We start from the raw sequence: 24,655 nt of genomic DNA on the forward strand, positions 1-24,655 counted from the left end.
CGCCTGGCGGCGCCGGACTTTTCGGACTTATCAGCATTTACCGGTGCGTGACGTTATCCGCAGGAGAACGTCGCCGGCGCGTTGTTCGGGCCCCACGGGACGGTGCCGACGATCACGATCGTCGTCTGCTCGCCCGGCCGGAGCCGGGACTGCCACGGCCTGATCTCCACGTCCGCCGCGGTCTGCGTCGCCGTGCCGTTGACCGCGAGCTGGACCTGCTGGGTCCCGGTGTACGAGTACCGAAGCCGCCAGTTCTCGATCGTCTGACGGCTCGTGTTCTTCACCGTGGCCTGCGCCACGAACGCCGAGCCGAGGTCGATCACGTTGCTGTAGGAGACCGAGCACGCCGGCGTGGCCCCGCGGCCTTCGCCCTGGTCGGCCATGAACGAGGCCACCCAGGACAGCGTCGAGTTCCAGTTGATCGCGATCTCGTTGGTCGAGTACGAGTTGATGTCGTCGACGTAGCAGAACTGGGGCGCGCAGCCGGCGAGCAGCTTGGCCGCGAGCGGGTCCTGCAGGTTGGAGTTCGGGCCGCCGGCGAGCGATCCGGACGGCGGGTTGGGCAGCGCCTGGTTGAGCTGGTGCGCGTAGATGCGCGTGTGCTGGTTGTGCGACGAGCGCTCGCCGAAGCCGGTGACGTAGGACTGGTTCAGCGCGTTGCGGCCGAGCAGGTAGTCCATGCCGGTGACGACGCCGTCGCGGAACTCGGCCGCGCCGGTGACGTCGAAGGCGGTCGCCACGACGACGAGGTTGTTGAGCACCGCGCTGTTGGATCCCCACTCGTACTTGCCGGTGGTGGGCGCGTACGCGATGCCGTACGGGTTGGCGCGCACCGCCGCGAGGTACTTCCGGGCGCCGTCCACGACCGACTGGCGCACCCGCGCGCGGTCCGGCAGTCCATTGGGGACGGTCGCGAGGTCCAGCCGGCCCGCGGCCGCGGTGAACTGCCAGCTGAAGCCCTCCGGCTTGAAGACGTCGGCGGTGTGCCACGGCGAGGCCATGACGGCGTCGCGGTACACCCGCTCGCCCGTGCTCAGGTAGAGCTCGGCCGCCGCCCAGTAGAACTCGTCGCTCACGTCGGCGTCGTCGTACGCGCCACCGCCGTTGCCGTCGCTGGCCGGCGCGTAGACGGCCGGGTGGGCCAGCGCCGCCGAGTACGCCGTGCGGGCCGCCGCCAGCAGCTTGTTCGCGAACGCCTTGTCGTACGGCGCGAACAGCCGCGCGCCCTGGGCCGCCGTGGCCGCCAGGTTGAGGGTCGCCGCCGTCGACGGCGGGTGCAGCTCGCGGGGCTGCGGGTCGGCCGCCGGGTCGAGCGGCAGGCCGGTCCAGTTCTGGTCGTGGACCTTGTGGTGCACCATGCCGGCGAGCGGCTGCCCGGCCGGGACCTGCATGCGGAGCATGAACTCGAGCTCCCAGCGGGCCTCGTCGAGCACGTCGGGCACCTTGTTGCCGTGCTCCGGCAGGCGCAGCGAGCCGTCGGCCAGCTTGTCCGGGCGCGTGTTCGCCGCGGTCTTGGTCCGCTCGAAGGTGCTCATGAGCTGGTACGCGGCGATGCCGCCGTTGACGACGTACTTGCCGTGGTCGCCGGCGTCGTACCAGCCGCCGCGCACGTCGAGCCGGTAGTCGCACACGCCGGCCTGGCACGGCACGTCGGTGTCGCCCTGGTTGGGCGCGACGCCGAGGTGCCCGGCCGCGCGGCCGTACCCGGGCGCGATCGCGTTGGAGATCTCGATGCCGCTGCGCTGGACGTAGAACCAGGACAGCGCGTCCGTGCGAAGCTTCTCGTAGGACGTGTTCACCCCGATGTCAAAGGGGACGCTGGTGTCCCCGTCGACGCTGAGCGTCAGGCCGCTTCCCACGGTGGTGTACCGCGAAAAATCGGCCGTCTGCACGTTCTGCCCGGACGTCGGGTCCACGCCCTTGGGCGAGGTGGTGCCGCTCGCGACGACCGTGCCGCCGGCGTTGCGCAGCTGCCAGGGCAGCGGGGCGGTCGCGTCGGTGACGACGGTGGCCTGCTTGGGGCCGTTGGCGAGGTACCCGACCTGGTTCACCCGCACCCGCGGGCCGGTGTCCGGCACGTACACGGGCGGCGGCGCCCCTCCCTGCAGCGAGACGTTGTCGACGCAGAACGTCCACGCGGTGGCGCTGCCGCCGACCTGGAACGCGACCTGCCCACCGGTGGTGTCGGCGGCCGCGGTGAAGGTGTAGCTGAAATCGTGCGGTTCCGGCGAGAGGGCCGGCGCCTCCGAGATTTCCTGGGTGTACGGCGGGTCGGCCAGCTGCACGTTGGCGCGCACGGTGACGGGGATCGAGCCGGAGGCCGTGAACGCCAGCCGGTACGACTCGCCGGCCTGCAGGCGGATCGCGTTCTGGCCGAGGATGGCGTCCCACGGGTTGGTGGTGCCGGCGGGAATGTTGGCGCATAGGCGCCCGTCGACCACCGAGGCGGGCGAGTTGCCCGTCCACCACCACGGGTCGGTGCCACTGTCGAAGGTACCGTTGACGATCTGTTCCGGTGCATCCGCATACGCGGCCGAGGCCGCCAGCGGAACGAGCAGCAGTGCCGCCGCGGCGGCTATGGGGAATTTGCGCTGCACAGACACCCCTTTTGGCGGAAAGGAATTGGGAGCGCTCCCACTGTGGCGTAGGGCACAGCCGGTGTCAAGAGCAGGGGCGCTTCAGCGCTTGAGAGTCGGCAGGACGTACCAGATTCCGATGAAAGCGACAGCGAACACCGCGCCGACCACGACGGCCCAGGACATTCCCACCACGAACTGGAAGATCAAAAACACGGCACCGACCACCGACAGCCACAGAAACCACAGGCCGACTCCCGCGAGATTGCTGCTCACCGCGACGAGTTCCTCTTTACGGCCCCGGCGGAACAGAATGCGATGGTGGCTCACCGGCGCGATGAGGCACAGCGCGGACACGGTCGTGCACAGGATCGTGACGATATAGGTGACCTTCTGTCCCGGGGACACCGCCGGGAATCGCGTGCTGAACGGCAGCGTCAGCAGAAATGCGAAGAGCAGCTGCACACCGGTCTGCGCGACCCGAAGCTCCTGGAGCAATTCGTTCCAGTTGCGGTCGTAACGCTCGTCCGGCGTCTCGTCGCGATCGGCCATGAGGATTCACTTACCCAGCTGATCATTGCCGCGAACGTGCCAGTTCGGCCCATCCGCGAATTTGGGGGCTGCGCGGGCCCGCCTGCCCGGCTTATGGTCGCGGCGTGAGTGCACCCTTCGACGCGTTGACCGCCGGACGGCGGGCCTGGATCGCCCGCGCCGGTCTGGCCGAGCTCGCGAACGCGATCGGGCGCCCGGGCCGGGCCGCCACCGCCGAGCGCCCCGACCTGCTGGCCCGCGTCGACCAGCACGCGGCCGCGATCCGCGAGTCGCTGGGCGGGTCGCTCCTCGACCCCGTGGCCCTGGCCGGCTACGCGGCGGCGATCCGCGACGCGGCCCGCGACGCCGGCGACCCGCTCGAGGACTGGTCGCGCCCGTCGTGGGCGATGCTGCGCCTGCTGGCGGTGTGCAGCCTCGTTCCGTAGCGGTCCCAGGCTGCACACCCGCGTTCGCTAGTGCAGGAAGCGCTTGTCGGCGTGCAGGTTGTCCGTCAGGCGGATGGTGATGAACTCGTCGTTGTCCGGCTGGCCCGGGGTGCGCCCGCTGGAGAACGGGAAGTTGTTGTCGTTCACCACGCCGAGCGTGCGGTCGTCGAGGATCACGACGTCCTCGATGGTCTGGAACGGGAACGTGAAGACGTTCGCGGTGCCGCCCAGGTGGTGCGGGTCGGCGAGGTTCATGAGGTCGGCGACGACGGTCTTGTCCATCTTGCCGTCGTGGTTGCGGTCGCGCTTGTCGGCCATGATGATCTTCTTGAACTTGGCGGTCGCGCCCTGGCCGTTGTCGCGCTCGATGACGAGGAAGCGGTCGTCGTCGACGGCGATCGCGTCGCCGATCGAGTTGTTCGGGTCGTCCAGCTGGTACGTGTAGATCTTCCCGGTGTACTGCTGCTTCGCCAGGTCGAACTCGTTGAACCGCAGCGCCCCGGCCGGGTCGCCGGCCACGGTGCCCTCCAGCAGGCCGTAGAGGCGGCGCCCGTCGGGCGACTGCGCCAGGCCCTCGAAGCCCTTGCTGCTGTTGAGGTTCGGGTTGCCCTCGGGGTTCTCGGGGGCGCGCACGCCGGGCAGCGGGATCGGCGCCTGCAGCAGGCGGCCGGCCCGGTCGAAGTGCAGCAGGTACGGGCCGAACTCGTCGCCGATCCAGTACGTGCCGTCCGCGACCCGCTGGATCGACTCGATGTCGAAGTCGGCGCCGGTCAGGACCCGGTCCTTGCGGGTCAGCGGCCACGACACGAAGCCGTTGGGGTCGGTGAGGTTGATGCCGCCGACGACGTCGACGGTCTTCTTGGCGTAGTCCGGGTACACCTTGTGGATGCGCAGGACGAAGTCGCCGCTGTTGGCCTTGTTGCCGTAGCCGTTGTCGGAGATGACGTCGAACGTGCCGTCGCCGTTCTTCACGATGCCGCTGAAGCCCTGGACGGGCTGGTCGTCGAACGGCGGGGTGATGCCGTTGGACGGGGTGCCGCCGAGCAGGGCGCCGGACGGGTCGCTCGCCGAGACGAACGTCGCCGCCGGGAGCATCGCCCAGCCGGTGAGGGTGGCCTGGCCGAACGAGTCGTGCGCCGAGGCGCTCGGCGCGGCGATCGCGAGCGAGAGCACGCCGACACCCACGCCGAGGCCAACACGTCGAAGATTCTTCATGGGCCGGGACGCTAAGGAGCCGCCATGAACCCGGCCTAGACTTTTTGTGTCATCTGCCCGAGCAGCGTATGTAGGCGCCCGACGACGCCGGGCCCATCGGTGATCTTGCCGCCGTCGACGTAGTAGATCAGCGACGCCCGCAGCACCAGATCGCCGTCGGCGGTTTCCACGTACGCCTGGCCGTCGTCGAAGAACGAGAACGTGCTCGCGTCGATCTCCTTCTCGCCCTCCACCGCGGCCTTGTCGTAGCCGACCTGATCGGTCGCGGCCATCGACGGCTTCACGACCGTCAGGAACAGGTAGAAGTTGCCGGAGGACGCGTCGACCGCGCACGCCTTGAGGGCGTCGGTGTCCTTGCGCGCCTTGTCGCCGAGGCCCTCGCCGAGCGCCGCCTTGAGCTGCGCGTCGTCGGCCAGGGAACACACGTCGACACCGGAGTAGGCGGCGGCGTTGCTCTTCGCTTGGGGCGGCGCGGCCGCCTTGTCGTCGCCGCAGCCGGAGAGCGCCAGGAGAGCGGCGCCCGCCAGCAGCGGCAGCAGTCCACGAGGGGTGGTCACCCGTGCTTTCTACACGCGTCCGAAATCCTGGGTCCAGTACGGGGTCCCGTCGGCCTTGTACGCCAGCCCCACGCCCACGGCGACGCTGGAGCAGTTCAGCATGTTGGCGCGGTGCCCCGGGCTGTTGATCCAGCCGGTGACCACGTCCTGCGCGGAGCGGTAGCCCCAGGCGATGTTCTCCGCCGAGGCGCCGGTGGTGTACCCGGCGGCGGCCTCGCGCTGCACGAAGCTGCTGCCGTCCGAGCCGGTGTGGTCGAAGTAGTTCTTCGTCACCATGTCGGTGCTGTGCGCCCGGGCGGCCGCTACGAGCCGGCTGTCGATGCGCAGCGCGCCGCAGCCGTTGGCCTGCCGGAAGTTGTTGGTGAGGGTGACGACCTCGTTCTCGATCTCGGTGTACCCGCCCTCGACCGGCTTCGACGGCGTGGTCGGCGGGGTCGTGGCCGGCGTCTTGGCGGGGGTCTTCTTGGCCGTCGGCTTCTTCTTCTTTTTCTTCTTCTTGCTGATCTTCGCGCTGGCGTCGTCGGCGCTCACGGCACTCGCGGCGTGCGCGCCAACCGCTTCGACGACGTGCGCGACACCGGCCGTGGCGGGCGCGCCGGCCGCGAGGGCCTGAGGTCCAGCGGTCGTGACGAGCGCGAAGCCGAGGGGCGCCGCGATGAGCGCGGCGGCGATGGTGGTGGCGCGGCGGGCGAACCGGGTCACAGTACGAGGCCTTCCGTCGGGGACGTTGTCATGAGGTCGGACGAACCTGGTATCGCCCGCCTCACACCCCGCGTGAGCGGCCCAACCACGACGCAACGCTCGGCAACCGGACGGCTACCCGTGCGGACAAGTCCCTAGTGGTCGCCCGCCCCGATTTCCGCCAAAGGTTGGAGGGCGGCCGGTCCGGGCATTTCTACGGTTGAGGTACACATCGACAAAGGGAGCCAGGGATGTCCAGTCTCGTCAGGCCGCGCGACAACCGCTGGATCGCGGGCGTCTGCTCGGGTCTAGCCCGGCGCTTCGGCATGTCGCCCAACGTGATGCGCCTGCTCTTCGTCATCTCGTGCCTGCTGCCGGGCCCGCAGTTCGTGATCTACCTGATCCTGTGGGTCCTCATGCCGGACGAGTCCAAGGCCCGCAGTTTCGGCTGAGCCCGCCTCCTCCACAGCGGGCCTCGGCCGCGGGACGGGTGGCCCGGGGTGCGGCCCGGGCCACCTCCCGCCCGCATGCCGTCCACGGCGCCGTTGATCCGGCGTCGTGGCAGCGGATCGGCGACCCGCAAGTGTGTCGGCAGGCTCACTGTGCCTCACGACGCCGCCGCGGGTCGGCGGCCCGCGCATTCGCGTGGCGTCGCCGCCGGGCTCGCTCGGCCTCACGGTGCCGGCGACCGGGCATTGCAGCAGCGGGTCGGCGACCCGCACATTCGCGTGGCGTCGCCGCCGGGCTCGCTCGGCCTCACGGTGCCGGCGACCGGGCATTGCAGCAGCGGATCGGTGATCCGCACGTTCGTGTGGCGTCGACGCCGGACTCGGCCTCACGGTGCCCGCGATCGGGCGTTGTGGCAGCGGGTCGGCGGCTCGGGAGCGCTGCGGCGAGCGGCGGTGACGGCGTTTCGGGAGCGGGCCGGGTGGCGCGGGGTGCGGCCCGGGTTCACCGGTCATCCGGTCGCCCGCGCGGCCGAACTCGGTGGCATGTCCAACGACACGAGCTACACGGCGGCCGGCACCGGCAGCGGCGCGTTCGGCGACTACTCCGAGGCGACCCGGCGCAGCGTCGCCCGTTCGACGCTCAACGGCCTGATGACCTGGCTCGGCGAGGCCGGCCTGGCCGCCGCCCGCGAGTCGGCCGGCCTGCAGGCCGCGATCGACCAGCACGCCGCCGCCGTCCGCGATGCGCTCGGCGACCCCGAGCACGGCCCCGGCGCGGTACCGCTGGCCGGCTACGCCACCGGCGTCCGCGACGCCCTCATCGAGGCCCAGTGGCAGCTCCCGCCGACCTCCGAGGTCGACTGGTCCAGCCTCGAGTGGCCCGCCCTGCGCCTGATCGCGATCTGTTCACTCGCCCGCGCCGGCGGCCACATCTAGCCCGGCACCGCACGCCCGCCCCACGACGCCCAGCGCACGCAAGCCCCACGACGCCCGGCGCACTCAGGCCCAACGCGGCCCAACGCGCGGACCGCGCCCCACACGCCAACGCGCGCAGGCCGTCCCGCGCGGACCGACGCCCGCCCGGGCGCCTCGCAGAGTCTGACGCGCGCAGGCCGTCCCGCACGGACCGACGCCCGCCCGGGCGCCTCGCAGAGCCCAACGCGCGCAGGCCATCCCGCACGGACCGACGCCCGCCCGGGCGCCTCGCAGAGCCCAACGCGCGCAGGCCCTCCCGCGCGGACCGACGCCCGCCCGGGCGCCTCGCAGAGTCCGACGCGCGCAGGCCGTCCCGTGCCGCCCGGCCCGCGCAGCGTGCGGCGTAGGCCGGTGGGCTACTCGGCGGTCCGGGCGCGGCCGGGCAGGAGCAGCGTGCAGGCGGCGCCCAGCACGCAGATGACCGCGGTCGCGAGGAAGATCTCCCGATACTCGGTCCGCAGCGCCGACTGCAACGCCGCCTTGTAGGCGTCCAGCAACCGCTGCTGCTCGTCGGCCGGCTTGCCGAACACCAGCGGGAAGTTGAGCTTCGCGGTCAGCTCGTGGAAGCGGTGCAGGCCCCACGCGGTCAGCGCGGCCACGCCGATCAGCATGCCCATCATCCGGGCCACGACCACCGCCGACGACGCCACGCCGTGCTGGGCCGACGGGGTGGCGCGCAGGACCGCGGCCGACAGCGGGCCGATGACCAGGCCCAGGCCGAGCCCGGCGATCGCCAGGTCGGTGTCGAGGCGGGGCAGGAACCCAAGGTACTGCCGCTGGAGCACGTCGGGCGGCCAGCCGGCGACGAGGACGTATCCGCCGGCGGCCACGACCAGGCCGGCCGTCGCGATCAGGCGCTCGCCCAAGCGCGACACCAGCCACCCGCCCAGCACCGCGCCGACCGGCAGCGCGACCAGGAACCGAGTCAGCACCAGCGTGCCCTGCACGCCCTGGCGGCCGAGCAGCGTCTGCGCCACCAGCTCGACGTCGACCAGCGTCACCATGAGCGCCGCGCCCGCGCAGAAGCTCGCGCCCAGCGCCGCGAAGAACGGCCGCCGCCGCGCGTCGCGCAGGTCCACGAGCCGCGTGCGCGCCCGCGTCTCCCAGCCGACGAACAGCAGGGCCCCCACCCCGGCGCCGGCCAGCGCCCACCCGCCCCACGGCGGCAGCACCGCGCGCTCCGGGTCGGGGTTGTAGAGCCCGACAACGGCCGCCCCGAGCGTGACCGCCAGCAGCAGACCGCCCACCACGTCGGTCTTCTGCCGCGGCGCGCCGGCCGTCCGGCCCGGCAGCGCCACCCACACCAGCACGATCGCCACGGCGACGAGGGGCAGGTTGAGCCAGAAGATGCCCCGCCACGAGCCGAGCAGCGCCGCGATGCCGACGCCGTACAGCGGGCCGAGCACGCTGCCCAGCTCCTGCGCCGCCCCGACGGCGCCGAGCACGGTCGCGCGCCGGCGCTCGGCCCACAGGTCGCCGGCGAGCGCGAGGGTCACGGGCAGCAGCGCGCCGCCGGCGAGCCCCTGCACGGCCCGCCCGGTCGCGAGCAGCCAGACAGAGTCCCCGGACGCCGCGGTGAGCACGGAGCCGCCCGCGAAGCCGACGAGGCACCCGATGAGCACCGTGCGCCGCCCCAGCCGGTCGGAGAGCGACCCGAGCAGGGGCATGCCGGCGATGTACCCGAGCAGGAACCCCGTCACGACCGGCGTCACCCGCTCGAGCCGGTTGGTCGCGATGTGCAGCGAGGCGAGGATGTCGGTCAGCACTCCCACGACCACATACGCGTCCAGCGCCGCCAGCAGCACCGTCGCTCCGCCGACCCCGATGGCCAATCGCCGCCGCGGCGCCGAAACCCCGTCGCCGGAAGCGGTCGTCAGGCTCGTGGGCCGGGCCCGGGCTGCGTCCGAAGTGCGAACGGACGAGCCCGGGTCGGCGGCGGCCTCAGGCGACGGGACCGAGACGCGATCGGTGGCGGCCTCAGACGACGGGACCGAGACGCGGTCGGCGGCGGTCTCAGGCGACGGGACCGAGACGCGGTCGGCGGTGGCATCGGCGGACGGAGCCGAGGCCGAGGGGTCGCTCTGGCGCATCGGCTCGGCTCTACTTCGGCGGCGTGATGGTGACGGGGGCGTCGAACTCGGTGAACGTCACGGTGACCGTGCCGCCCTTGGCGTCGCCGACGGCCGGCAGGTCGAACGTGGCCTTCAGCAGGCGCTTGGTGTCCTTGGCGATCCACACCTTGCCCGGGACCGCGCCGGTCACGCCGGGGACGACCTTCGAGAGGTTTTCGGCCGGGAACTTGGCGGCGACTCGATAGGTGGCCTGGCCGTCCACCGACTCGGCGGCCTCGCTCTTGCCCTCGGTCGCGGTGGCGAGCACCTTCGCGATGCCGCGCTCCGGGTCGAGGATCGCCGACGGGTCGTAGACGGACGCGGCCAGCGCCAGCGGGATCTGCTGGTAGTCGCCGGTGGGGCCCTTGAGCCACATCGTCTGGCCGACGATCGTGAACGCCAGGTCGGCGGTCGTGCCCACCTGCTCGACCTGCGCGGTGCCCTGGGCGTTGCCCTCCTTGGTCAGCACGCCGTCGGCGCGCTTCAGGGCGACGCCGGCGATCGTGCCGTCGGCGGTGATGAGGAACTTGGCGGTCTTGATGCCGCCCATCGCGGTCGCGGAGTCTTTGAGCAGCCCGTCGGCGGCCGGCAGGTTGGGGTCCGGGGTCGGCGCGCCGCCCTTGTTGTCGGACTTGCCGGTGCAGCCGGTAAGGGCGACGAGCACCGCCGTCAGGGCGGCGATGCCGGCGACGAGCAGAGCGGGGCGGGACTGGGTGCGGGGCATACCCGGCATGCTAGACCGGGCCGGGTAACGACGCGGGTTTCGAAGCTGTGGGTCGTCTCAGGGTATCGATGAAGTCACCGATCGTGATGAGGGGCGCGACGCAACCGTGCCGCCGCGCCCGGCATGGGACGATCAGGGGTTCAGCGGCCGGCCAGCAGCTCGGCCACGGCACGGCCCGCCGCCGCCGTCGCGCCGAACGTGGCAATGTGCACGTCACCCTTGGGATCCGCCGGCACGCCCATTTCGACGACGATGGCGTCGGGACGTACCGCCAAGGAGGCCTTGAGCGAGTCGGCCATCCACGGATAGCGATGCGGGTCCCGCACCACCAGCACGAGCGGGCGGCCGAGCGACGCCTCCAGCGCGTCGGGCAGGCCGGCCTCCGAGGAAAGCCGCACGCCGGACGTCGCCGGGGCCACGTCCGCCAGGGGCGCGAGCACGCCCCACGGCGTCTCGGGGGCGATCGCGAAGTTGAGCTGGGGCTCGAACTCGACGACGTACGCCGGGGCGGCCAGCGGGAACGTGGCGTCCGGGGCCGTGATGCGCAGCGCCCGCCGGGCCGCCGACAGCCCCATCTCGGCCGCGCGCGGGTCCGGGGCGAGCTTCGGCGCGGCGACGGACCAGGCCGCGAGGCGGGCCACGCGCGCGGCCGCGTCGGCGAGGCGCTCCTCGGACAGCTCGCCGGAGCGCACCGCGGCGACGATCGCGTCGCGCAGCATGACCGCCGTCTCCTCGTCGGCGTGCTCGCCGCCGACGCAGATCGCGTCGGCGCCGGCGTCGAGGGCCATGACGGTGGCGCGGGCCAGGCCGTAGCGGTCGGAGATCGCGCGCATCTCGATGCCGTCGGTGACGATCAGCCCGTCAAACCCGAGCTCGTCGCGCAGCAGCTCGGTCATGATCTTCCGGCTCAGCGTCGCGGGCAGCTCGGCGTCGAGGGCGGGGACGCGCAGGTGGGCGCTCATCACCGCCTGGACGCCGGCCGCGATGGCCGCCCGGAACGGCAGCAACTCGACGGCGTCGAGCTCGACGCGCCCGGCCTTGATCAGCGGTACATCCAGATGAGAGTCGACGCTCGTGTTCCCATGCCCCGGAAAGTGCTTGGCGCACGCCGCGACCCCGGCCTCCTGCAGCCCCGCGATCCACGCCGCGGTGTGCCGGGCCACGCGCTCGGGCTCGGCCCCGAACGCGCGGGAGCCGATCACCGGGTTGTTGGGGTCGTTGTTCACGTCGGCGTCGGGCGCATAGTCGAACGTGATGCCGGCGGCGGCCAGGCCGCGCCCGATGTGCCCGGCGACCTCGCGGGTCAGCGCCGGGTCGTCGATCGCGCCGAGGGCCAGGTTGCCCGGCCAGGGGCTGCCGGTGTGCGCATCGATGCGCGTGACGTCGCCGGCCTCCTCGTCGATGGCGACGATGACGTCGGGCTTCTCGGCCCGCATTGCGGCGGTCAGCTCGGCCACCTGGTCGCGGTCCACGACGTTGCGCGCGAACAGAGCGACGCCGCCCAGCCCTTCGGCGAGGCGGCGACGTAACCAGGGAGGCGGCTCCTTGCCGATGAACCCCGGCTGGAGCACGGCGTCCGCCATGCCCACCAGGTCGACCCCCGTGCCTGCATCCATGCGTGAACCACCCCTTCGAGCCTGGCGATGATGGTCACATCACATCTCGGTAATAGTCAAGAAACTTTCCAGTAGTTAACAGGTTCGTCCCTCTTCCGAACACGAGAACGCAAAAGGCGCCGCGGGCGCGGGTGCGAGCCCGCGCCGAAGCGGCGCCGTCAGGAAAGCCGGGAGAAACGAGCGGCTCAGCGGTGCGGCCGGATGGTCCAGACCACCGTCATCGTCGTGGTCACGGCGCCGTCGGCCCGCATGATCTCGATGGCCACCGGGAACTCGGGGCGGCCGCCCGCCGTCAGCTCGTCGATGACCTCGGCAACCGGCCGGCCCAGCGTGGCCGTGGCGCGGACCGGGCCGAGCGCGAGCTTCGCGTACGCGATGTCGGCGCGCACCGCCAGCGGGGTCCCCAGCGCCAGATGCGGGCCGAACGCGGCCATCACGACCGCGCCCGACGCCGTCTCGCCCAGCGCGAACAGCGCGCCCGCGTGCGGGCCCGCCACGTGGTTGTGCAGGCGCTCCTCGTCCGGGAGCGTCGCGACCGCGCGGACGTCGTCGCCGTCCGCGCTCACCTCGACGATCTCGATGCCGACGGTGCGCGCGAACGGGACGGCCGACGTCAGGCCCAGCGCCATGGCCTTCGCATCAATGCTCATGGCCGGACATGTTACCGGCCAGTAGGGTTCAGGTGAACAGGCGACCGATCGCCTTCACGATCTCGACGTAGAAGTTGCCCTCGATCTTGCGGAAGATCTCGAACGGCTCGCCCGGGGAGCCGACGAACGGGCGCAGCGTCCAGGCCAGCTGGGTGCCGACGAAGCCGAACAGCAGGATCCACACGTTCAGCAGCGTCATGCTGGCCGGGCGCTCGCCGGGCGCCAGCTGCGGCGCGGGGTGCGGCGCCTCGCGCATGACCGGGATGGGCTGCGGATACGGGCTGACCGGGTACACCGTGCGGCCGTCGGGCATGAGCAACGGCTGACCGGGCGGGGCGGCGACGGTGGCCACAAGGCCGTTCGCGGGAGCCGCGGCCACCGGGGCGGGCGCGGCCACGGGCACGGGCACAGGGGCGGGCGCCGGCGAAACCGGGGCGTCGTCGCCGCCGTCCTCGGCGGAAGGGGCCGACAGCGCGGCCAGGGCCTCCGCCTCCTCGCGCTGCGCCCGCGCAGTCTCCGCCCGCTTCGCGGCGGCGATCGCCTCCGTGTGCGCGTTCAGCGCCCGCATGCCGCTGGTCAGGAACCGCAGACCCACGAACGCGGTCATCGTGAGGATCGCGACGTTGAGGACCTTGTAGAAGTCGTAGCTGAACGCCGTGATGAGGAAGAACAGGCTGATGGGGGCGAACGCCAGCGACAGCACCGAGGTCACGGTGATGGTCACCATGACCAGCGACAGCGCCTGCCGGACCTGCAGCCGGGCCCCGAAGACCAGGTTGAACAGGTACAGCGTCGGCAGGCAGATCGCCAGCGTCATGAGGAACAGCAGCGGAAGCTTGACGGCCGACAGCGCCGCCTGAGCGACGCTGTGCGACGCGCCGAGTACAGCTCCGTAGCAGGCCAGAGCCACCACGGAGCTGTACAGCATGTGCTTGGTCAGCTTGCCCAGATCGCGCTCTTCGCCGATCTGCCGCCAGATACCTTCGCGATCACGCAGGATCCGCTCGATGATGAGCAGACCCGTGCCGGACTCTCCGTTGGCCGCCATCGGCGAAGGCTAAGCGACGTATGTCACTCAGCGCCACCCCACATCGATGCGCTGTCCCCTTTCATCGAAAAAGTGCAGAGCTTCCATGCGCACAGCGACGGTCAAGGGGTGACCGTGCGTGACGTTCGGGTACGGGGCGAGCCGCACGGCCAGCTCCGCCGGGCGGCGGTGGTGGCGGCCCGGGTCGCTCAGCACGCTCTCGCGGTTGGCCGGGCGGCGCTGGGTGCCGCCGCGGCCGTTGACGCCGGCCCCGACGAGCTCGTCCTCGCCGCCGCGGCCGGTGATCTTCGAGACGAACCGGCGCAGGCCGCCGCCGTTGATCGGGACGTCGGTCGGCGGCTTGCCGATCTCGTCGACGATCACGGCGGTCGCCCCGATGTCGAGGAACGCCAGCGACTCGTGGCCGTGGTGCTCGAGGTACCGGATGCGGCCCCGAAGGACGTCTCCCGTGGTCGAGTCCGGCACCGGGGTCAACGCCTCCGCCCGGACCCCGATGACGATGCGCTCGCCGTGGAAGTGTGCGACCTGCCGCGAGCGGAGGTCGTTCCAGGGCAGGTGCAGCACCTGGTCGCCCATGTGCAGCGCGATGTGCCGGTCGAGGTGCACGTACACCTCGGCCTCGAGCAGGTTCATCCGCGGGCTGCCGAGGAAGGCGGCCACGTAGAGCGTCGCCGGCCGGCCGTACACCTGCGTCGGGGTACCGACGTCCTGCAGCACGCCCTTGCGCAGAATCGCCACCCGGTCGGCCATGGTGAGCGCCTCGGCCTGGTCGTGCGTGACGTAGATCGTGGTGACGCCCAGCTCGCGGACGAGGCCGGAGATCTCGGCCCGCAGCTCGGCGCGCAGGCCGCTGTCCAGGTTGGACAGCGGCTCGTCCATGAGGAAGAGCTTCGGGCGGCGCACGATGGCCCGCCCCATCGCGACGCGCTGGCGCTGACCACCGGAGAGCTGCCCGGGCTTGCGCGCGAGGACGTCACCGATACCCAGGGCGCTGGCCACCTCGGCGACCTGCTCGGCCCGCGGCTCCGGCTCGATGCCGGACAGGCGCAGGGGGAAGCCGATGTTCTCGCCGACGGTCATGTGCGGGTACAGCGCGAAGTCCTGGAAGACCATGGCGACCCCCCGCTCCCGCGGCGGAAGGTCGTTGGCCAGCTCGCCGTCCATGATGATCGCGCCGGAGGTGGGGTCCTCCAGGCCGGCCACCATGCGCAGCAGCGTGGACTTGCCGCAGCCGCTGGGGCCGAGCAGCACCATGAACTCGCCCTGGCCAACGTCCAGGTTCACACGGTCGACGGCAACCGTGCCGTCGGCGAACACCTTCATCACATCTTTGAGCGCGACGGTAGCCACCGTCACCTCCGCCCCAGGTCATCAATTCGCGGATCGGCCAGTTACCCCGAGTCAAATACTGTGATGAGGGGCACGCAAGTTGGTCCATCGGGTAAATGACCAGTGTTCGGCGTGTTACCACACAACTACTGACAAGGAACTTTGCAGTTCACGGCGGCGATCAGCCCGCCGGGAAGTTCACGGTCACCGATGTGTACCCCAGGGCGTTCAGGAACTGGATCAGCATCTTGCGCGTGTTGTCCTCGGCGCGTTTCTGCAGGCCAGCGTCCTTGGCGGCGGCGCCGATCTTCTGTTCGGCGAGCTTGTAGACCTCCTGGAGACGGTTCGGGTCCGAACTGAACGCGTCGCCGATGCGGTTGAAGACGCCGCGCTCCTCCTCGTAGACGTAGCTGTGGTCGTTGTCGATCCGCACCGGCCGCAGCTGCGGCGCCGGCAGGTTGATCTCGGCCGACCGGCGGTCCTCCGACTCCTTGACCGCACCCTGGCCGATGGCCGAGAAGTCGACGTACACCTCGACGGAACCGGCGGCCACGAACAGAATGCGCTCGTTGAGCAGAAAGTCCGGGATGTACTTACGGTCCTTCTGCACGTCGACGATGACCTGGAAGTTGCCCTCGGCGGCGACGAACTGGTTGAGGTCCTGTACGGACTTGAGCAGCGCCGGGCCGCTGCGGTCGGTCTGCTGCTGGGCGAACGGGTTCTTCAGCCCCGGGAACAGCCCGATGGTCTTGGCGCCCAGGACGAGCGCGACGATCAGGCCGATCGTGGCGACGAGCCAGAACAGCCCGCGCATCGCGCCGCCGCCCTGCTTGATGACGATCGGCTCGCGCTTGTCGACGACCTGGCCCTCGATCGGCCGCGGCGGGTCGACGGGGTCGCCGATCTCCGGGTTCCACGTGCCGGAACCGGAACCGGACGTGACCTCCGGGTACTCGGAGGTCTTCGATTCGTCCTTGTCGCCCATGCTCGACTCCGTTGATGGAAGGATCTTCCTGACATCAACGGTAAGGGCCGAGGTAAAGCGCCGCGAATCGATCTCACCCGAAGGCGGCGAGCCCCGTCAGCGCCTGCCCGACGACCAGCTGATGAATCTCCGAGGTCCCCTCGTAGGTGAGCACCGTCTCCAGGTTGGCCGCGTGGCGCATGACCGGATACTCCGCGCTGATCCCGTTGGCGCCCAGGATCGTGCGGCACTGCCGGGCGATCGCGAGCGCCTCCCGCACGTTGTTGAGCTTGCCGACGCTGACCTGCTCCGGCCGGCGCTTCCCGGCGTCGGCGAGCCGGCCGAGGTGCAGCGCCAGCAGGTAGCCCTTCTGCAGCTCGACCGCGGCGTCGGCCAGCTTGGCCTGCGTCAGCTGGAAGCCGGCGATCGGGCGGCCGAACTGCTCGCGCGCGCCGGCGTAGTCGAGGGCGGCGTGCAGGCTGTCACGGGCCGCGCCGAGCGCGCCCCACACGATGCCGTACCGCGCCTCGGTGAGGCACGACAGCGGCGCCTTGAGGCCCCAGGCGAGCGGCAGTTGCGCCGAGGCCGGCAGGCGCACGTCGTCGAGGAAGATCTGCCCGGTGCAGGAGGCCCGCAGCGAGAGCTTGTGGTGCACCTCGCGGGTCGAGACGCCGGGGGTGTCCATCGGTACGGCAAACCCGGAAACGCCCTCGTCGGTCCGCGCCCACACGACCGCGACGTCGGCCACCGGCGCGTTGGTGATCCACATCTTGCCGCCGCTGAGCACCCAGTCGTCGCCGTCGCGGCGGGCCCGCGTGGTCATCGACGCCGGGTCGGAGCCGTGGTCGGGCTCGGTCAGCCCGAAGCAGCCGATCGCCTCGCCGGCCGCCATGCGCGGCAGCCACTCGTCCTTCTGCTCGTCCGAGCCGTACTTCCAGATGGCGAACATCGCCAGCGACCCCTGCACCGACACGAGGCTGCGCACCCCGGAGTCGCCGGCCTCGAGCTCCAGGCAGGCCACGCCGTAGGCGACCGCGCTGGCCCCGGCGCAGCCGTAGCCCTCCAGGTGCATGCCGAGCAGGCCCACCTTGGCCAGCTCGAGAGCCAGCTCACGGACCGGCACCTGGCCGCGCTCGTACCACTCCGCGACATAGGGCCGGACGTGGTCGTCGACGACGCGACGCACCACCCCACGGATCGCCAGCTCCTCCTCGGAGTGCAGTCCGTCGATGTCGAGCAGGTCCAGGGGGCGTGTCGGCGTCGTCACTACCCAAGGGTAAGCGCTCAGGCCTGGAAGACCCGCGCGTGGATCGTGGTGTGCTGCAGCAGCGCCCGGCGCAGCGCGCGGTGGAGCCCGTCCTCCAGATAGAGGCCGCCCTCCCACTCCACCACGTGCGGGAACAGGTCGCCGTAGAACGTCGAGTCCTCCGCGAGCAGCTTGTCCAGGGCCAGCTCCCGCTTGGTGGTGATGAGCTGGTCGAGCCGGACCTGCCGCGGCGGAATCTCGGACCACTGTTTCAGCGTCAGCCCATGCTCCGGATACGGCCGGCCGTCGCGGACCGCCTTGAAGATCATGAACGTCACCCCCCTGACGGAGCCAGGGTACCGAGTGGGTACGACAGAAAGCCCGTCACGAATCGGCTCGGTTACCCCAATTGCCGCGGTGCGTCACGCTCGGCGACTCCCGGCGACCCCGCTTGAGCGACGGCGATCGCTTGTCCTCCGCCCGGTAGCCGATGGTGATGGCGCCGACCGGCATGTAGGCCTCGGGCACCCCGAACTCGGCCCGGAACTGCGTAATCCGGTCCGGCGTGATGCCGAAGAAGCAGGCGCCGAGGCCCTCGTCGACCGCGCCGAGCAGCACCAGCAGGCTGGCCATCCCGGTGTCGATGTGCCAGTAGGGCACCGGCCAGCGGGCCTCGTCGCGGTCGGTCCAGCCCTTGTCCGGCTGGGCGTAGCGGTCGAGGTACGCGTCGCGGTGGCTCAGCGCCACCACGACGACCGGCGCCCGGGTCATGCCGTCGAGCCACCCCGTGGGCGGGTTGTCCTCGGGGGTGGTGGCGGCCCAGAAGCGCTCGACGTCGGCGCGGGTGTCGAGCAGCAGGAACTCCCAGCCCTGGGAGAAGCCGGCCGACGGGGCGTGCACGGCGTAGCCGAGCAGCCGCTCCACGGTCTCCGCCGGCACCGGACGGTCGGGGTCGTAGTTGCGCACCATCCGCCGCCGGCGGATCACCTCGGAAAGCTCCACAGATGCAGCCTAGATCGCGCGGATCCCCCAGGTGCCGCGCCAGCTCGAACCCGGCTCCAGGCTCACCACGTCGCGACCCGAACGGAAGGCGTCGGGCGGACAGGTCATCGGCTCGATCGCGAGCGCCTTGCGCAGCCGGTCAGCGGGGAGGGTATCGGAGGAGTACACCTGCCACCACGTGAAGGCGGCGTCGGCCCAGACCGTGACCCCCCGGCCGTCGGGCGCGGTGATCTCGACCCGGGAACCGCCGTCGGCGTCGGTGTCCACGTCGCCGAAGGCCGTGTCGAGCACGGTCGCGCCGAGGCGGCGCCCCTCGACGAAGTCGTACTCGGAGCCGGCGACCCGGGCCGCGCCAATCGGCAGCAGGCGGGCGTCGACCAGCAGCCGGCTGCGGGCCGGCACGCGCAGGGTGAGGTCGTCGACCGCCACGCCCGGCACGAGCACGTACGGGTGGGTGGCGAGGCCGAACGGCGCCACCGCATCGCCCGTGTTGGTGACCACGTGCTCGGCGCGCAGGCCGTCCTCGCTCACCGACCAGGTCGTCTCGAAGTGCAGCGGCCAGAAGTACCCCGGCTGCGGCACCAGGTCGTGCGCCACGGTCACGCGGTCGGGCGCGGCGTCGACGACGTGCCAGCGGGCCCAGTTGACGAGGCCGTGGATGGCGTTGTGCCGCTGCGGCTCGGTCAGCGGCAGCTGCAGGTGCTCCCCGCCGAAGGCGTACTGCCCGTCGCGGATGCGGTTGGGCCACGGCGCCAGGATCTGCCCGGCGGAGCCGACCGCGCCCTCGTGCTCGGCGAATCCGGAGACGACGTCCCGCCCGTCGGCGGTGAAGGCGCGAATGCCGCCGCCCACCTCGACGATGACGGCCTCCTGGCCGCCCGAGCGGATCGTCCACTGTGTACCCGAAGGGGCGTGCGAGAGCTGCGCGGAGGCGGCGGTGTCCATGGGCGCGACAATATCGTTACTGTGTCGTGTCGGTGTAGCGGAGGAGGACGGGAAACGTCAGCCCGAGGAGCACCGCGACGACGGCGGCGGCGATTCCGCCGCTGACCCACGAGAAGGTGGCGCTTGTGGCGTCGGCCACTGAGCCGGCCCGAAGGTCACCCAGACGTGGACCTCCGGCCACCACGGCGAAGAAGACGCCCTGCAACCGCCCCCGCATCTCGTCCGGGGCGCTGAGGAGCACCGTCTGGCGGTACACCCCGCTGATCATGTCGGCCGCGCCGGCCAGCGCCATGAAAGCTACACACGCCCACAGCCACGGCACCGCGCCGGCCGCGGCGACCGCGAGGCCCCAGCCCACCACGGCGAGCACGAGCGCCACGCCCCGGCGGTGCACGCGCCCGATCCAGCCCGACGTCAGCCCGGCGAGCACGGCGCCGATCGCGATGGAGGAGTACAACCACGCCAGCGACGATTCGCCGAAGTGCTGGTCGGCGACGACCGGGAACAGGGCCTTCGGCATCGCCAGCACCATGGCGCCGATGTCGATGGCGAACGTGAGCAGGATCAGCCGGTGCCCGGCCAGGAAGCGCAGCCCGTCGCGGATGTCGCGCAGGCCGGCCGTCGCCCTGGTCCCGCTGGGCGGCAGCGCGGGCAGGCGCAGCGCCGCCCACAGCACGACGGTGAACAGCACGGCGTCGACCGCGTAGGCGGCGGAGAAGTCGAAGGCGGCGATGACGATGCCGGCGCCGACCGGGCCGCCGATCGCCGCCACATTGGACACCGTGAAGCCCAGCGTGTTGGCCGCGGCGACCTCCTCCGAGCCGACGAGGGCCGGGATGATCGCCTGCCGCACCGGGCTGTTGATGCCGAACGCGGCCGACTGGGCCGCGATGAGCAGGAGCATCAGCCACACGTTGTCGACGTGCAGCACGGCCTGGACCAGCAGCCCGAGCGTCGTTACCCACATCAGGGTGGAGCTGGTCAGCAGCACCTTGCGCCGGTCGTACGCGTCGGCGATCGCGCCGCCCCAGATCGAGAACACGATGAGCGGCACGAGGCCGACGAAGCTCGAGATGCCGACCCACAGGGCGGACTTCGTGATGGCGTACACCTGCACCGGCACGGCGACCGCGGTGAACTGGACGCCGAAGAACGAGACCGCGTTGCCGATGAAGATGCGGCGGTACGCCGAGTGGCGAAGCGGCCGGATGTCGATCGCGTGCCGGCGCAGCCAGGTGCTTTGTTTCTCCTGAACGGCGGTCACGGCGCGAGTCGTTCGAGCTTGCCGCCGCTGAAGCGCAGCCGGTCGTGCAGCCGGCTGGCCCGGCCCTGCCAGAACTCGACCTCGTCGGGCGCGACCCGGAAGCCGCCCCAGTGCGGCGGCGCCTCGACCGGGCCGTCGCCGAAGCGGCGCTCGGCCGCCGCCAGCCAGCCCTCGAGGTCGGCCCGCGCGCCGATCACGGTCGACTGGGGGCTCGCCCACGCGCCGAGCTGGGCGCCGCGGGGCCGGACCGCGAAATACTCCTCGGTCTCCTCCCGCGGCACCTTCTGCACCGCGCCGCTCACGATCACCTGGCGATGGAGTGGGTACCACGGGAAGACGAGCGTCGCGCGCGGGTTGCCCGCGAGGTCGTGGCCCTTCCGCGAGTCGTAGTTGGTGAAGAACGTGAAGCCCCGCTGGTCGTACCCCTTGAGGAGCACCGTGCGGGCCGACGGACGGCCGTCGGCGGATGCGGTGGCGAGCAGCATGGCGTTGGGCTCTTCGACCCCCGCTTCCACCGCGTCCGCGAACCAAGTGGCGAATTGCACAAGCCAGTTGTCGGCGATGCTTTCCTCGGTCAGTTCCCCTGAGTACTCGGTCCGCATCCGCGATAAATCTTGCGGTGATGTGCTGGGTCTCACGCCCACATCCTTCCTCCGCCGATCGCCTATGCGTGAAGATGTGTCATGCAGGACACATCTGAGCCTCCGTTCAGTCGGCAGCCGCCACACCCCGGGGCGAAGATGGTCAGGGAGTTGACACCCCGATTTCAGCAGGAGTGCGTGATGTCCGATTTCAAGCCGGGACTCGAGGGCGTGATCGCCTTCGAATCCGAAATTGCGGAGCCCGACAAGGAAGGCGGCGCACTGCGTTATCGCGGCGTCGACATCGAGGATCTCATCGGCCAGGTGTCCTTCGGCAACGTTTGGGCACTCCTGGTCGACGGGAAGTTCGGCCCGGGCCTGCCGCCGGCGGAGCCGTTCCCCGTACCCGTGCACTCCGGCGACATCCGCGTGGACGTGCAGTCGGCCGTGGCCATGCTCGCGCCCTACTGGGGCCTTGGCCAGCTGCTCGACATCGAGACCCCGCAGGCCCGCGAGGACCTCGCGCGGGTCAGCGTCACCGCGCTCTCCTTCGTCGCACAGGCCGCCCGGGGCCTCGGTCTTCCGGCGGTACCGCAGAAGGAGATCGACAAGGCGGAGACCATCGTCGAGCGGTTCATGCGCCGCTGGCGGGGCGACCCGGACCCGCGCCACGTCAAGGCGGTCGACGCCTACTTCATCTCCGCCGCCGAGCACGGCATGAACGCCTCCACCTTCACCGCCCGCGTGGTCGCCTCCACCGGCGCCGACGCGGCCGCCTGCATCTCCTCCGGCATCGGCGCCCTGTCCGGCCCGCTGCACGGCGGTGCGCCCTCGCGCGTGCTCGGCATGATCGAGGCCGTCGAGCGCAGTGGGGACGCCGAGGGGTACGTCAAGAACGTCCTCGACCGCGGCGAGCGCCTGATGGGCTTCGGCCACCGGGTGTACCGCGCCGAGGACCCCCGTGCCCGCGTGCTGCGGCGCACGGCGAAGGAGCTCGGCGCGCCGCGCTTCGAGGTCGCCGAGGCGCTGGAGAAGGCGGCGCTCGAGGAGCTGCACGCCCGCCGGCCCGACCGGGTGCTCGCCACCAACGTCGAGTTCTGGTCGGCCGTGGTGCTCGACTTCGCCGAGGTGCCCGCGCACATGTTCACCTCGATGTTCACGTGCGCCCGGGTCGCCGGCTGGAGCGCGCACATCCTGGAGCAGAAGGAGCTGGGCCGCCTGGTCCGGCCGTCGGCGAAGTACGTCGGCCCGGCCCCGCGCAAGCCGCAGGATGTCGAGGGGTGGGATCGCATTCCGCACGGAGTGTGACCCTCGTTAATTTTTCCGGGGGTGCGGCGCGGAAGGTGGCAGGATCCGCGAGGTACCCGTCGTCCGCCCGCCGCACCCCGGAGTACCTACATGGCTGAAATCCGCATTCCCGACGAGATCAAGCCCGCCGACGGACGCTTCGGCGCCGGTCCGAGCAAGGTGCGACCCGAGGGGGTGCAGGCGCTCGCGGCGGTGGCCCAGAGCTGGATGGGGACCAGCCACCGGCAGAAGCCGGTCCGCGACCAGGTCGCCCGGCTGCGGCGCGGCCTCGCCGACCTGTTCAGCCTGCCCGAGGGCTACGAGGTCGTCCTCGGCAACGGCGGCAGCACCGCCTTCTGGGAGGTCGCGGTCTTCGGCCTCATCCGCGACCGGGCCCAGTTCGCCAGCTTCGGCGAGTTCGGCGCCAAGTTCGCCTCGGCCGCCAAGAAGGCCCCGTTCCTCGGCGAGCCGACCGTGATCAAGGCCGAACCGGGCACCGGCGCGTTCCTGCGCGCCGAGGAGGGCATCGACGCGTACTGCTCGCCCCACAACGAGACCTCGACGGGCGTTGCGGTGCCGGTCCAGCGGCTCAGCGGTACCGATGAAGGCGCCTTGCATCTGACGGACGCGACGTCGGGCGCCGGCGGCCTCGATGTCGACGTGAGCCAGACCGACGTGTACTACTTCGCGCCGCAGAAGGGCTTCGGCTCCGACGGCGGCCTCTGGATCGCGCTCATGTCGCCGGCCGCGATCGCGCGGGCCGCCGAGATCAAGGAGTCCGGCCGCTACATCCCCGACTTCCTCGACCTGCAGACCGCCATCGACAACTCGCGGCTCGAGCAGACGTACAACACCCCGGCCCTGGCCACGATCTTCCTCGCCGCCGAGCAGGTGGACTGGATGCTCGCCGGCGGCGGCCTGTCGTTCGCGGCCAAGCGCAGCGAGGAGTCGGCCGCCATCCTGTACGGCTGGGCCGAGCGCTCGGCGGTCGCCACCCCGTTCGTCGCCGACGCGGCGGTGCGCTCCAACGTCGTCGGGACGATCGACTTCGACGCCTCGATCGACGCGACCGCGATCTCGAAGGCGCTGCGCGCGAACGGGATCGTGGACACGGAGCCGTATCGCAAGCTCGGCCGCAACCAGCTGCGCATCGCGATGTTCCCGGGCGTGGACCCCGCGGACGTCGAGGCCCTGACCGTTTGCGTCGACTACGTGATCGAACGGCTTTGATGCGGCCCTGATCTGGTCGGATCCGCGTTTCTGTCGGCGCGGCGCGCATCGTTCCAGCTACGGTTGCCGTACTGTGACCAGAAGGCGCCGGCCGTTGGCGCCTGCAGCGGGTGGGACGGAGGCACGCGATGCGTCCTGTGCGATTCGTCGCCCTCTCGGAGGACGGCCAGGCGTTCGTGCTGGCCGACGAGGTCGGGCGGCTGTTGGCGCTGCCCATCGACGAACGTGTGCACAGTGCGCTGCGCCCCGATCACAGCCATCCGACCAGCACCGTCGAGACCGGCTCCTCGCAGCTCGCCCCGCGTGACATCCAGGCCCGCATCCGCTCCGGCGAGTCGGCCGAGGAGGTCGCGCGGGTCGCCGGCGTGCCTGTCGACCGGGTCCTGCGCTACGCGGGCCCGGTGCTGCAGGAGCGCGCGATGCTCGCCCAGCACGCCCGGCGCACCCGGCTGAAGACCTCGGAGAAGGGCTCGTCCCTGGCCGAGGTCGTCGACACCCGGCTCGGCCAGCACGGCATCGACACCGAGAAGATCTCGTGGGACGCCTACCGGCGCGAGGACGGCACCTGGCGGATCACCGCGACCTGGCCCAGCGGCAAGGCGACCGCGCAGGCCGTCTGGGAGCTGGACAAGGCCCGCCAGCTGGTCGCGCCGCACGACGACATGGCGCAGTATCTGTGCACCGAGCGCGGCCCCGGCATCCTCGGCCAGGAGCCGCCGTCGCCGGAGCGCTCGCTGCCCTCGCGCGGCGAGACCAGCCGCGGCGACCTCGGCCTGCGCCCCGACGCCGTGCGCAGCGGCGGCCACGAGCCGATCCGCCCGGCCACGCCGGAGCGCCGCCCCGGCGGCCGCGGGCTGGGCAACGACCCGATCCGGGCCGGCCGCGACGCGCTGCTGGCCTCGCTGGACCGCCCGCTCGGCGCCGCACCGGGGGGCTCCGACGAGCCGGTCGTCACGCCGCCGCCGGTCAAGCACGAAAACCGGGCCCGGGGCGCGGCCGCGCTCATCGGCCGCTCGCCGTTCGACGACGACGGCAGCGACCAGGCCAAGGAGGTCCCGGCCGTGCCGTCGCTGGCCGTGCTGCGCCCGCGGCGCAACACCGCCTCGGCGGCCGCCGCGGTCGAGCAGCCGTCGGCGACGACGGAGAAGCCGCGCAAGCGCCTGCCGAGCTGGGACGACGTGCTCTTCGGCGGCGCACCGGCGGCCCGGGAGACGTCGTAATAGGTTGG

24 protein-coding genes are annotated in these 24,655 nt (G+C 71.6%); 6 read left to right on the forward strand and 18 right to left on the reverse strand.

Translation table 11 applies throughout. From position 1 onward, the window contains the following. Positions 1-53 precede the first annotated feature (53 nt). On the reverse strand, positions 54-2,597 hold the full coding sequence (locus ACQEVU_RS47935) for a glycoside hydrolase family 9 protein (RefSeq protein WP_433336658.1): 2,544 nt from the start codon (positions 2,595-2,597) through the stop codon (positions 54-56). Positions 2,598-2,678: 81 nt separating this feature from the next. After that, on the reverse strand, positions 2,679-3,128 hold the full coding sequence (locus ACQEVU_RS47940; RefSeq protein WP_433336660.1) for a DUF6328 family protein: 450 nt from the start codon (positions 3,126-3,128) through the stop codon (positions 2,679-2,681). A gap of 104 nt (positions 3,129-3,232) precedes the next feature. Here ACQEVU_RS47940 and ACQEVU_RS47945 point away from each other — a divergent pair, with 104 nt between their 5' ends. After that, positions 3,233-3,553: a DUF6401 family natural product biosynthesis protein gene (locus tag ACQEVU_RS47945; protein WP_433336662.1), complete on the forward strand. Its 321-nt coding sequence runs from the start codon at positions 3,233-3,235 to the stop codon at positions 3,551-3,553. Between the two features lie 27 nt (positions 3,554-3,580). Here the strand turns inward: ACQEVU_RS47945 and ACQEVU_RS47950 are convergent, their stop codons facing one another. From ACQEVU_RS47950 to ACQEVU_RS47960, 3 genes are read right to left on the reverse strand one after another with little or no spacing between them, the layout of a single operon-like run. Next, positions 3,581-4,768 (reverse strand): esterase-like activity of phytase family protein, encoded by a 1,188-nt coding sequence (locus ACQEVU_RS47950; RefSeq protein WP_433336664.1) that lies wholly within the window; start codon positions 4,766-4,768, stop codon positions 3,581-3,583. 35 nt (positions 4,769-4,803) lie between these two features. Next, on the reverse strand, positions 4,804-5,325 hold the full coding sequence (locus ACQEVU_RS47955; RefSeq protein ID WP_433336666.1) for a hypothetical protein: 522 nt from the start codon (positions 5,323-5,325) through the stop codon (positions 4,804-4,806). Between the two features lie 9 nt (positions 5,326-5,334). After that, positions 5,335-6,027 carry a CAP domain-containing protein gene (locus ACQEVU_RS47960; protein WP_433336668.1) on the reverse strand — a complete coding sequence of 231 codons (693 nt, stop codon included), beginning with the start codon at positions 6,025-6,027 and terminating at the stop codon, positions 5,335-5,337. Positions 6,028-6,257: 230 nt separating this feature from the next. Here ACQEVU_RS47960 and ACQEVU_RS47965 point away from each other — a divergent pair, with 230 nt between their 5' ends. Then, complete coding sequence (locus tag ACQEVU_RS47965) at positions 6,258-6,458, forward strand: PspC domain-containing protein (RefSeq protein WP_433336670.1); 201 nt, start codon at positions 6,258-6,260, stop codon at positions 6,456-6,458. A gap of 450 nt (positions 6,459-6,908) precedes the next feature. After that, on the forward strand, positions 6,909-7,391 hold the full coding sequence (locus tag ACQEVU_RS47970) for a DUF6401 family natural product biosynthesis protein (protein ID WP_433336672.1): 483 nt from the start codon (positions 6,909-6,911) through the stop codon (positions 7,389-7,391). Positions 7,392-7,786: 395 nt separating this feature from the next. On the opposite strand, the gene ACQEVU_RS47975 is transcribed toward ACQEVU_RS47970, so the two are convergent. The 13 genes from ACQEVU_RS47975 to pdxH all read right to left on the reverse strand — a co-directional run bounded on the left by ACQEVU_RS47975 (position 7,787) and on the right by pdxH (position 20,931). Then, the gene (locus tag ACQEVU_RS47975; RefSeq protein ID WP_433336674.1) at positions 7,787-9,235 is read right to left on the reverse strand and encodes an MFS transporter; all 1,449 of its coding nucleotides are present in this window, start codon (positions 9,233-9,235) and stop codon (positions 7,787-7,789) included. A 295-nt stretch (positions 9,236-9,530) separates the two neighbouring features. Next, positions 9,531-10,265 (reverse strand): LppX_LprAFG lipoprotein, encoded by a 735-nt coding sequence (locus tag ACQEVU_RS47980; RefSeq protein ID WP_433336676.1) that lies wholly within the window; start codon positions 10,263-10,265, stop codon positions 9,531-9,533. A gap of 140 nt (positions 10,266-10,405) precedes the next feature. Beyond that, the gene (locus tag ACQEVU_RS47985) at positions 10,406-11,881 is read right to left on the reverse strand and encodes a glycoside hydrolase family 3 protein (RefSeq protein ID WP_433336678.1); all 1,476 of its coding nucleotides are present in this window, start codon (positions 11,879-11,881) and stop codon (positions 10,406-10,408) included. 185 nt (positions 11,882-12,066) lie between these two features. After that, on the reverse strand, positions 12,067-12,531 hold the full coding sequence (locus ACQEVU_RS47990) for a DUF4442 domain-containing protein (protein ID WP_433336680.1): 465 nt from the start codon (positions 12,529-12,531) through the stop codon (positions 12,067-12,069). Positions 12,532-12,559: 28 nt separating this feature from the next. Next, entirely contained in the window at positions 12,560-13,579 is a 1,020-nt protein-coding gene (locus ACQEVU_RS47995) for a hypothetical protein (protein ID WP_433336682.1), read from the reverse strand. A 27-nt stretch (positions 13,580-13,606) separates the two neighbouring features. Beyond that, entirely contained in the window at positions 13,607-14,929 is a 1,323-nt protein-coding gene (locus tag ACQEVU_RS48000; protein WP_433336684.1) for an ABC transporter ATP-binding protein, read from the reverse strand. A gap of 160 nt (positions 14,930-15,089) precedes the next feature. Continuing rightward, complete coding sequence (locus ACQEVU_RS48005) at positions 15,090-15,893, reverse strand: DUF4230 domain-containing protein (RefSeq protein WP_433336686.1); 804 nt, start codon at positions 15,891-15,893, stop codon at positions 15,090-15,092. 73 nt (positions 15,894-15,966) lie between these two features. Continuing rightward, on the reverse strand, positions 15,967-17,139 hold the full coding sequence (locus tag ACQEVU_RS48010) for an acyl-CoA dehydrogenase family protein (RefSeq protein WP_433336688.1): 1,173 nt from the start codon (positions 17,137-17,139) through the stop codon (positions 15,967-15,969). 17 nt (positions 17,140-17,156) lie between these two features. Beyond that, positions 17,157-17,447 (reverse strand): type II toxin-antitoxin system VapB family antitoxin, encoded by a 291-nt coding sequence (locus tag ACQEVU_RS48015; RefSeq protein ID WP_433336690.1) that lies wholly within the window; start codon positions 17,445-17,447, stop codon positions 17,157-17,159. A gap of 55 nt (positions 17,448-17,502) precedes the next feature. After that, entirely contained in the window at positions 17,503-18,120 is a 618-nt protein-coding gene (locus ACQEVU_RS48020; RefSeq protein WP_433336692.1) for a nitroreductase family protein, read from the reverse strand. A 9-nt stretch (positions 18,121-18,129) separates the two neighbouring features. Further along, entirely contained in the window at positions 18,130-19,065 is a 936-nt protein-coding gene (locus ACQEVU_RS48025; protein WP_433336694.1) for an aldose 1-epimerase family protein, read from the reverse strand. 16 nt (positions 19,066-19,081) lie between these two features. Then, complete coding sequence (locus ACQEVU_RS48030; protein WP_433336696.1) at positions 19,082-20,329, reverse strand: MFS transporter; 1,248 nt, start codon at positions 20,327-20,329, stop codon at positions 19,082-19,084. Then, the gene (gene pdxH / locus ACQEVU_RS48035; RefSeq protein WP_433336698.1) at positions 20,326-20,931 is read right to left on the reverse strand and encodes a pyridoxamine 5'-phosphate oxidase; all 606 of its coding nucleotides are present in this window, start codon (positions 20,929-20,931) and stop codon (positions 20,326-20,328) included. The genes ACQEVU_RS48030 and pdxH overlap by 4 nt, the downstream gene beginning before the upstream one ends. Positions 20,932-21,111: 180 nt before the next feature. Between pdxH and ACQEVU_RS48040 the strand changes: the two genes are divergently transcribed. From ACQEVU_RS48040 to sepH, 3 genes are all read left to right on the forward strand, one after another. After that, complete coding sequence (locus tag ACQEVU_RS48040; RefSeq protein ID WP_433336700.1) at positions 21,112-22,218, forward strand: citrate synthase 2; 1,107 nt, start codon at positions 21,112-21,114, stop codon at positions 22,216-22,218. 90 nt (positions 22,219-22,308) lie between these two features. Then, complete coding sequence (gene serC / locus ACQEVU_RS48045) at positions 22,309-23,427, forward strand: phosphoserine transaminase (RefSeq protein WP_433336702.1); 1,119 nt, start codon at positions 22,309-22,311, stop codon at positions 23,425-23,427. Between the two features lie 128 nt (positions 23,428-23,555). Beyond that, positions 23,556-24,647 carry a septation protein SepH gene (sepH, locus tag ACQEVU_RS48050; RefSeq protein WP_433336704.1) on the forward strand — a complete coding sequence of 364 codons (1,092 nt, stop codon included), beginning with the start codon at positions 23,556-23,558 and terminating at the stop codon, positions 24,645-24,647. Positions 24,648-24,655: the final 8 nt, after the last annotated feature.

This window comes from Dactylosporangium sp. CA-139066, from assembly GCF_050936175.1.
In the GTDB taxonomy this organism is placed as follows: Bacteria; Actinomycetota; Actinomycetes; order Mycobacteriales; family Micromonosporaceae; genus Dactylosporangium.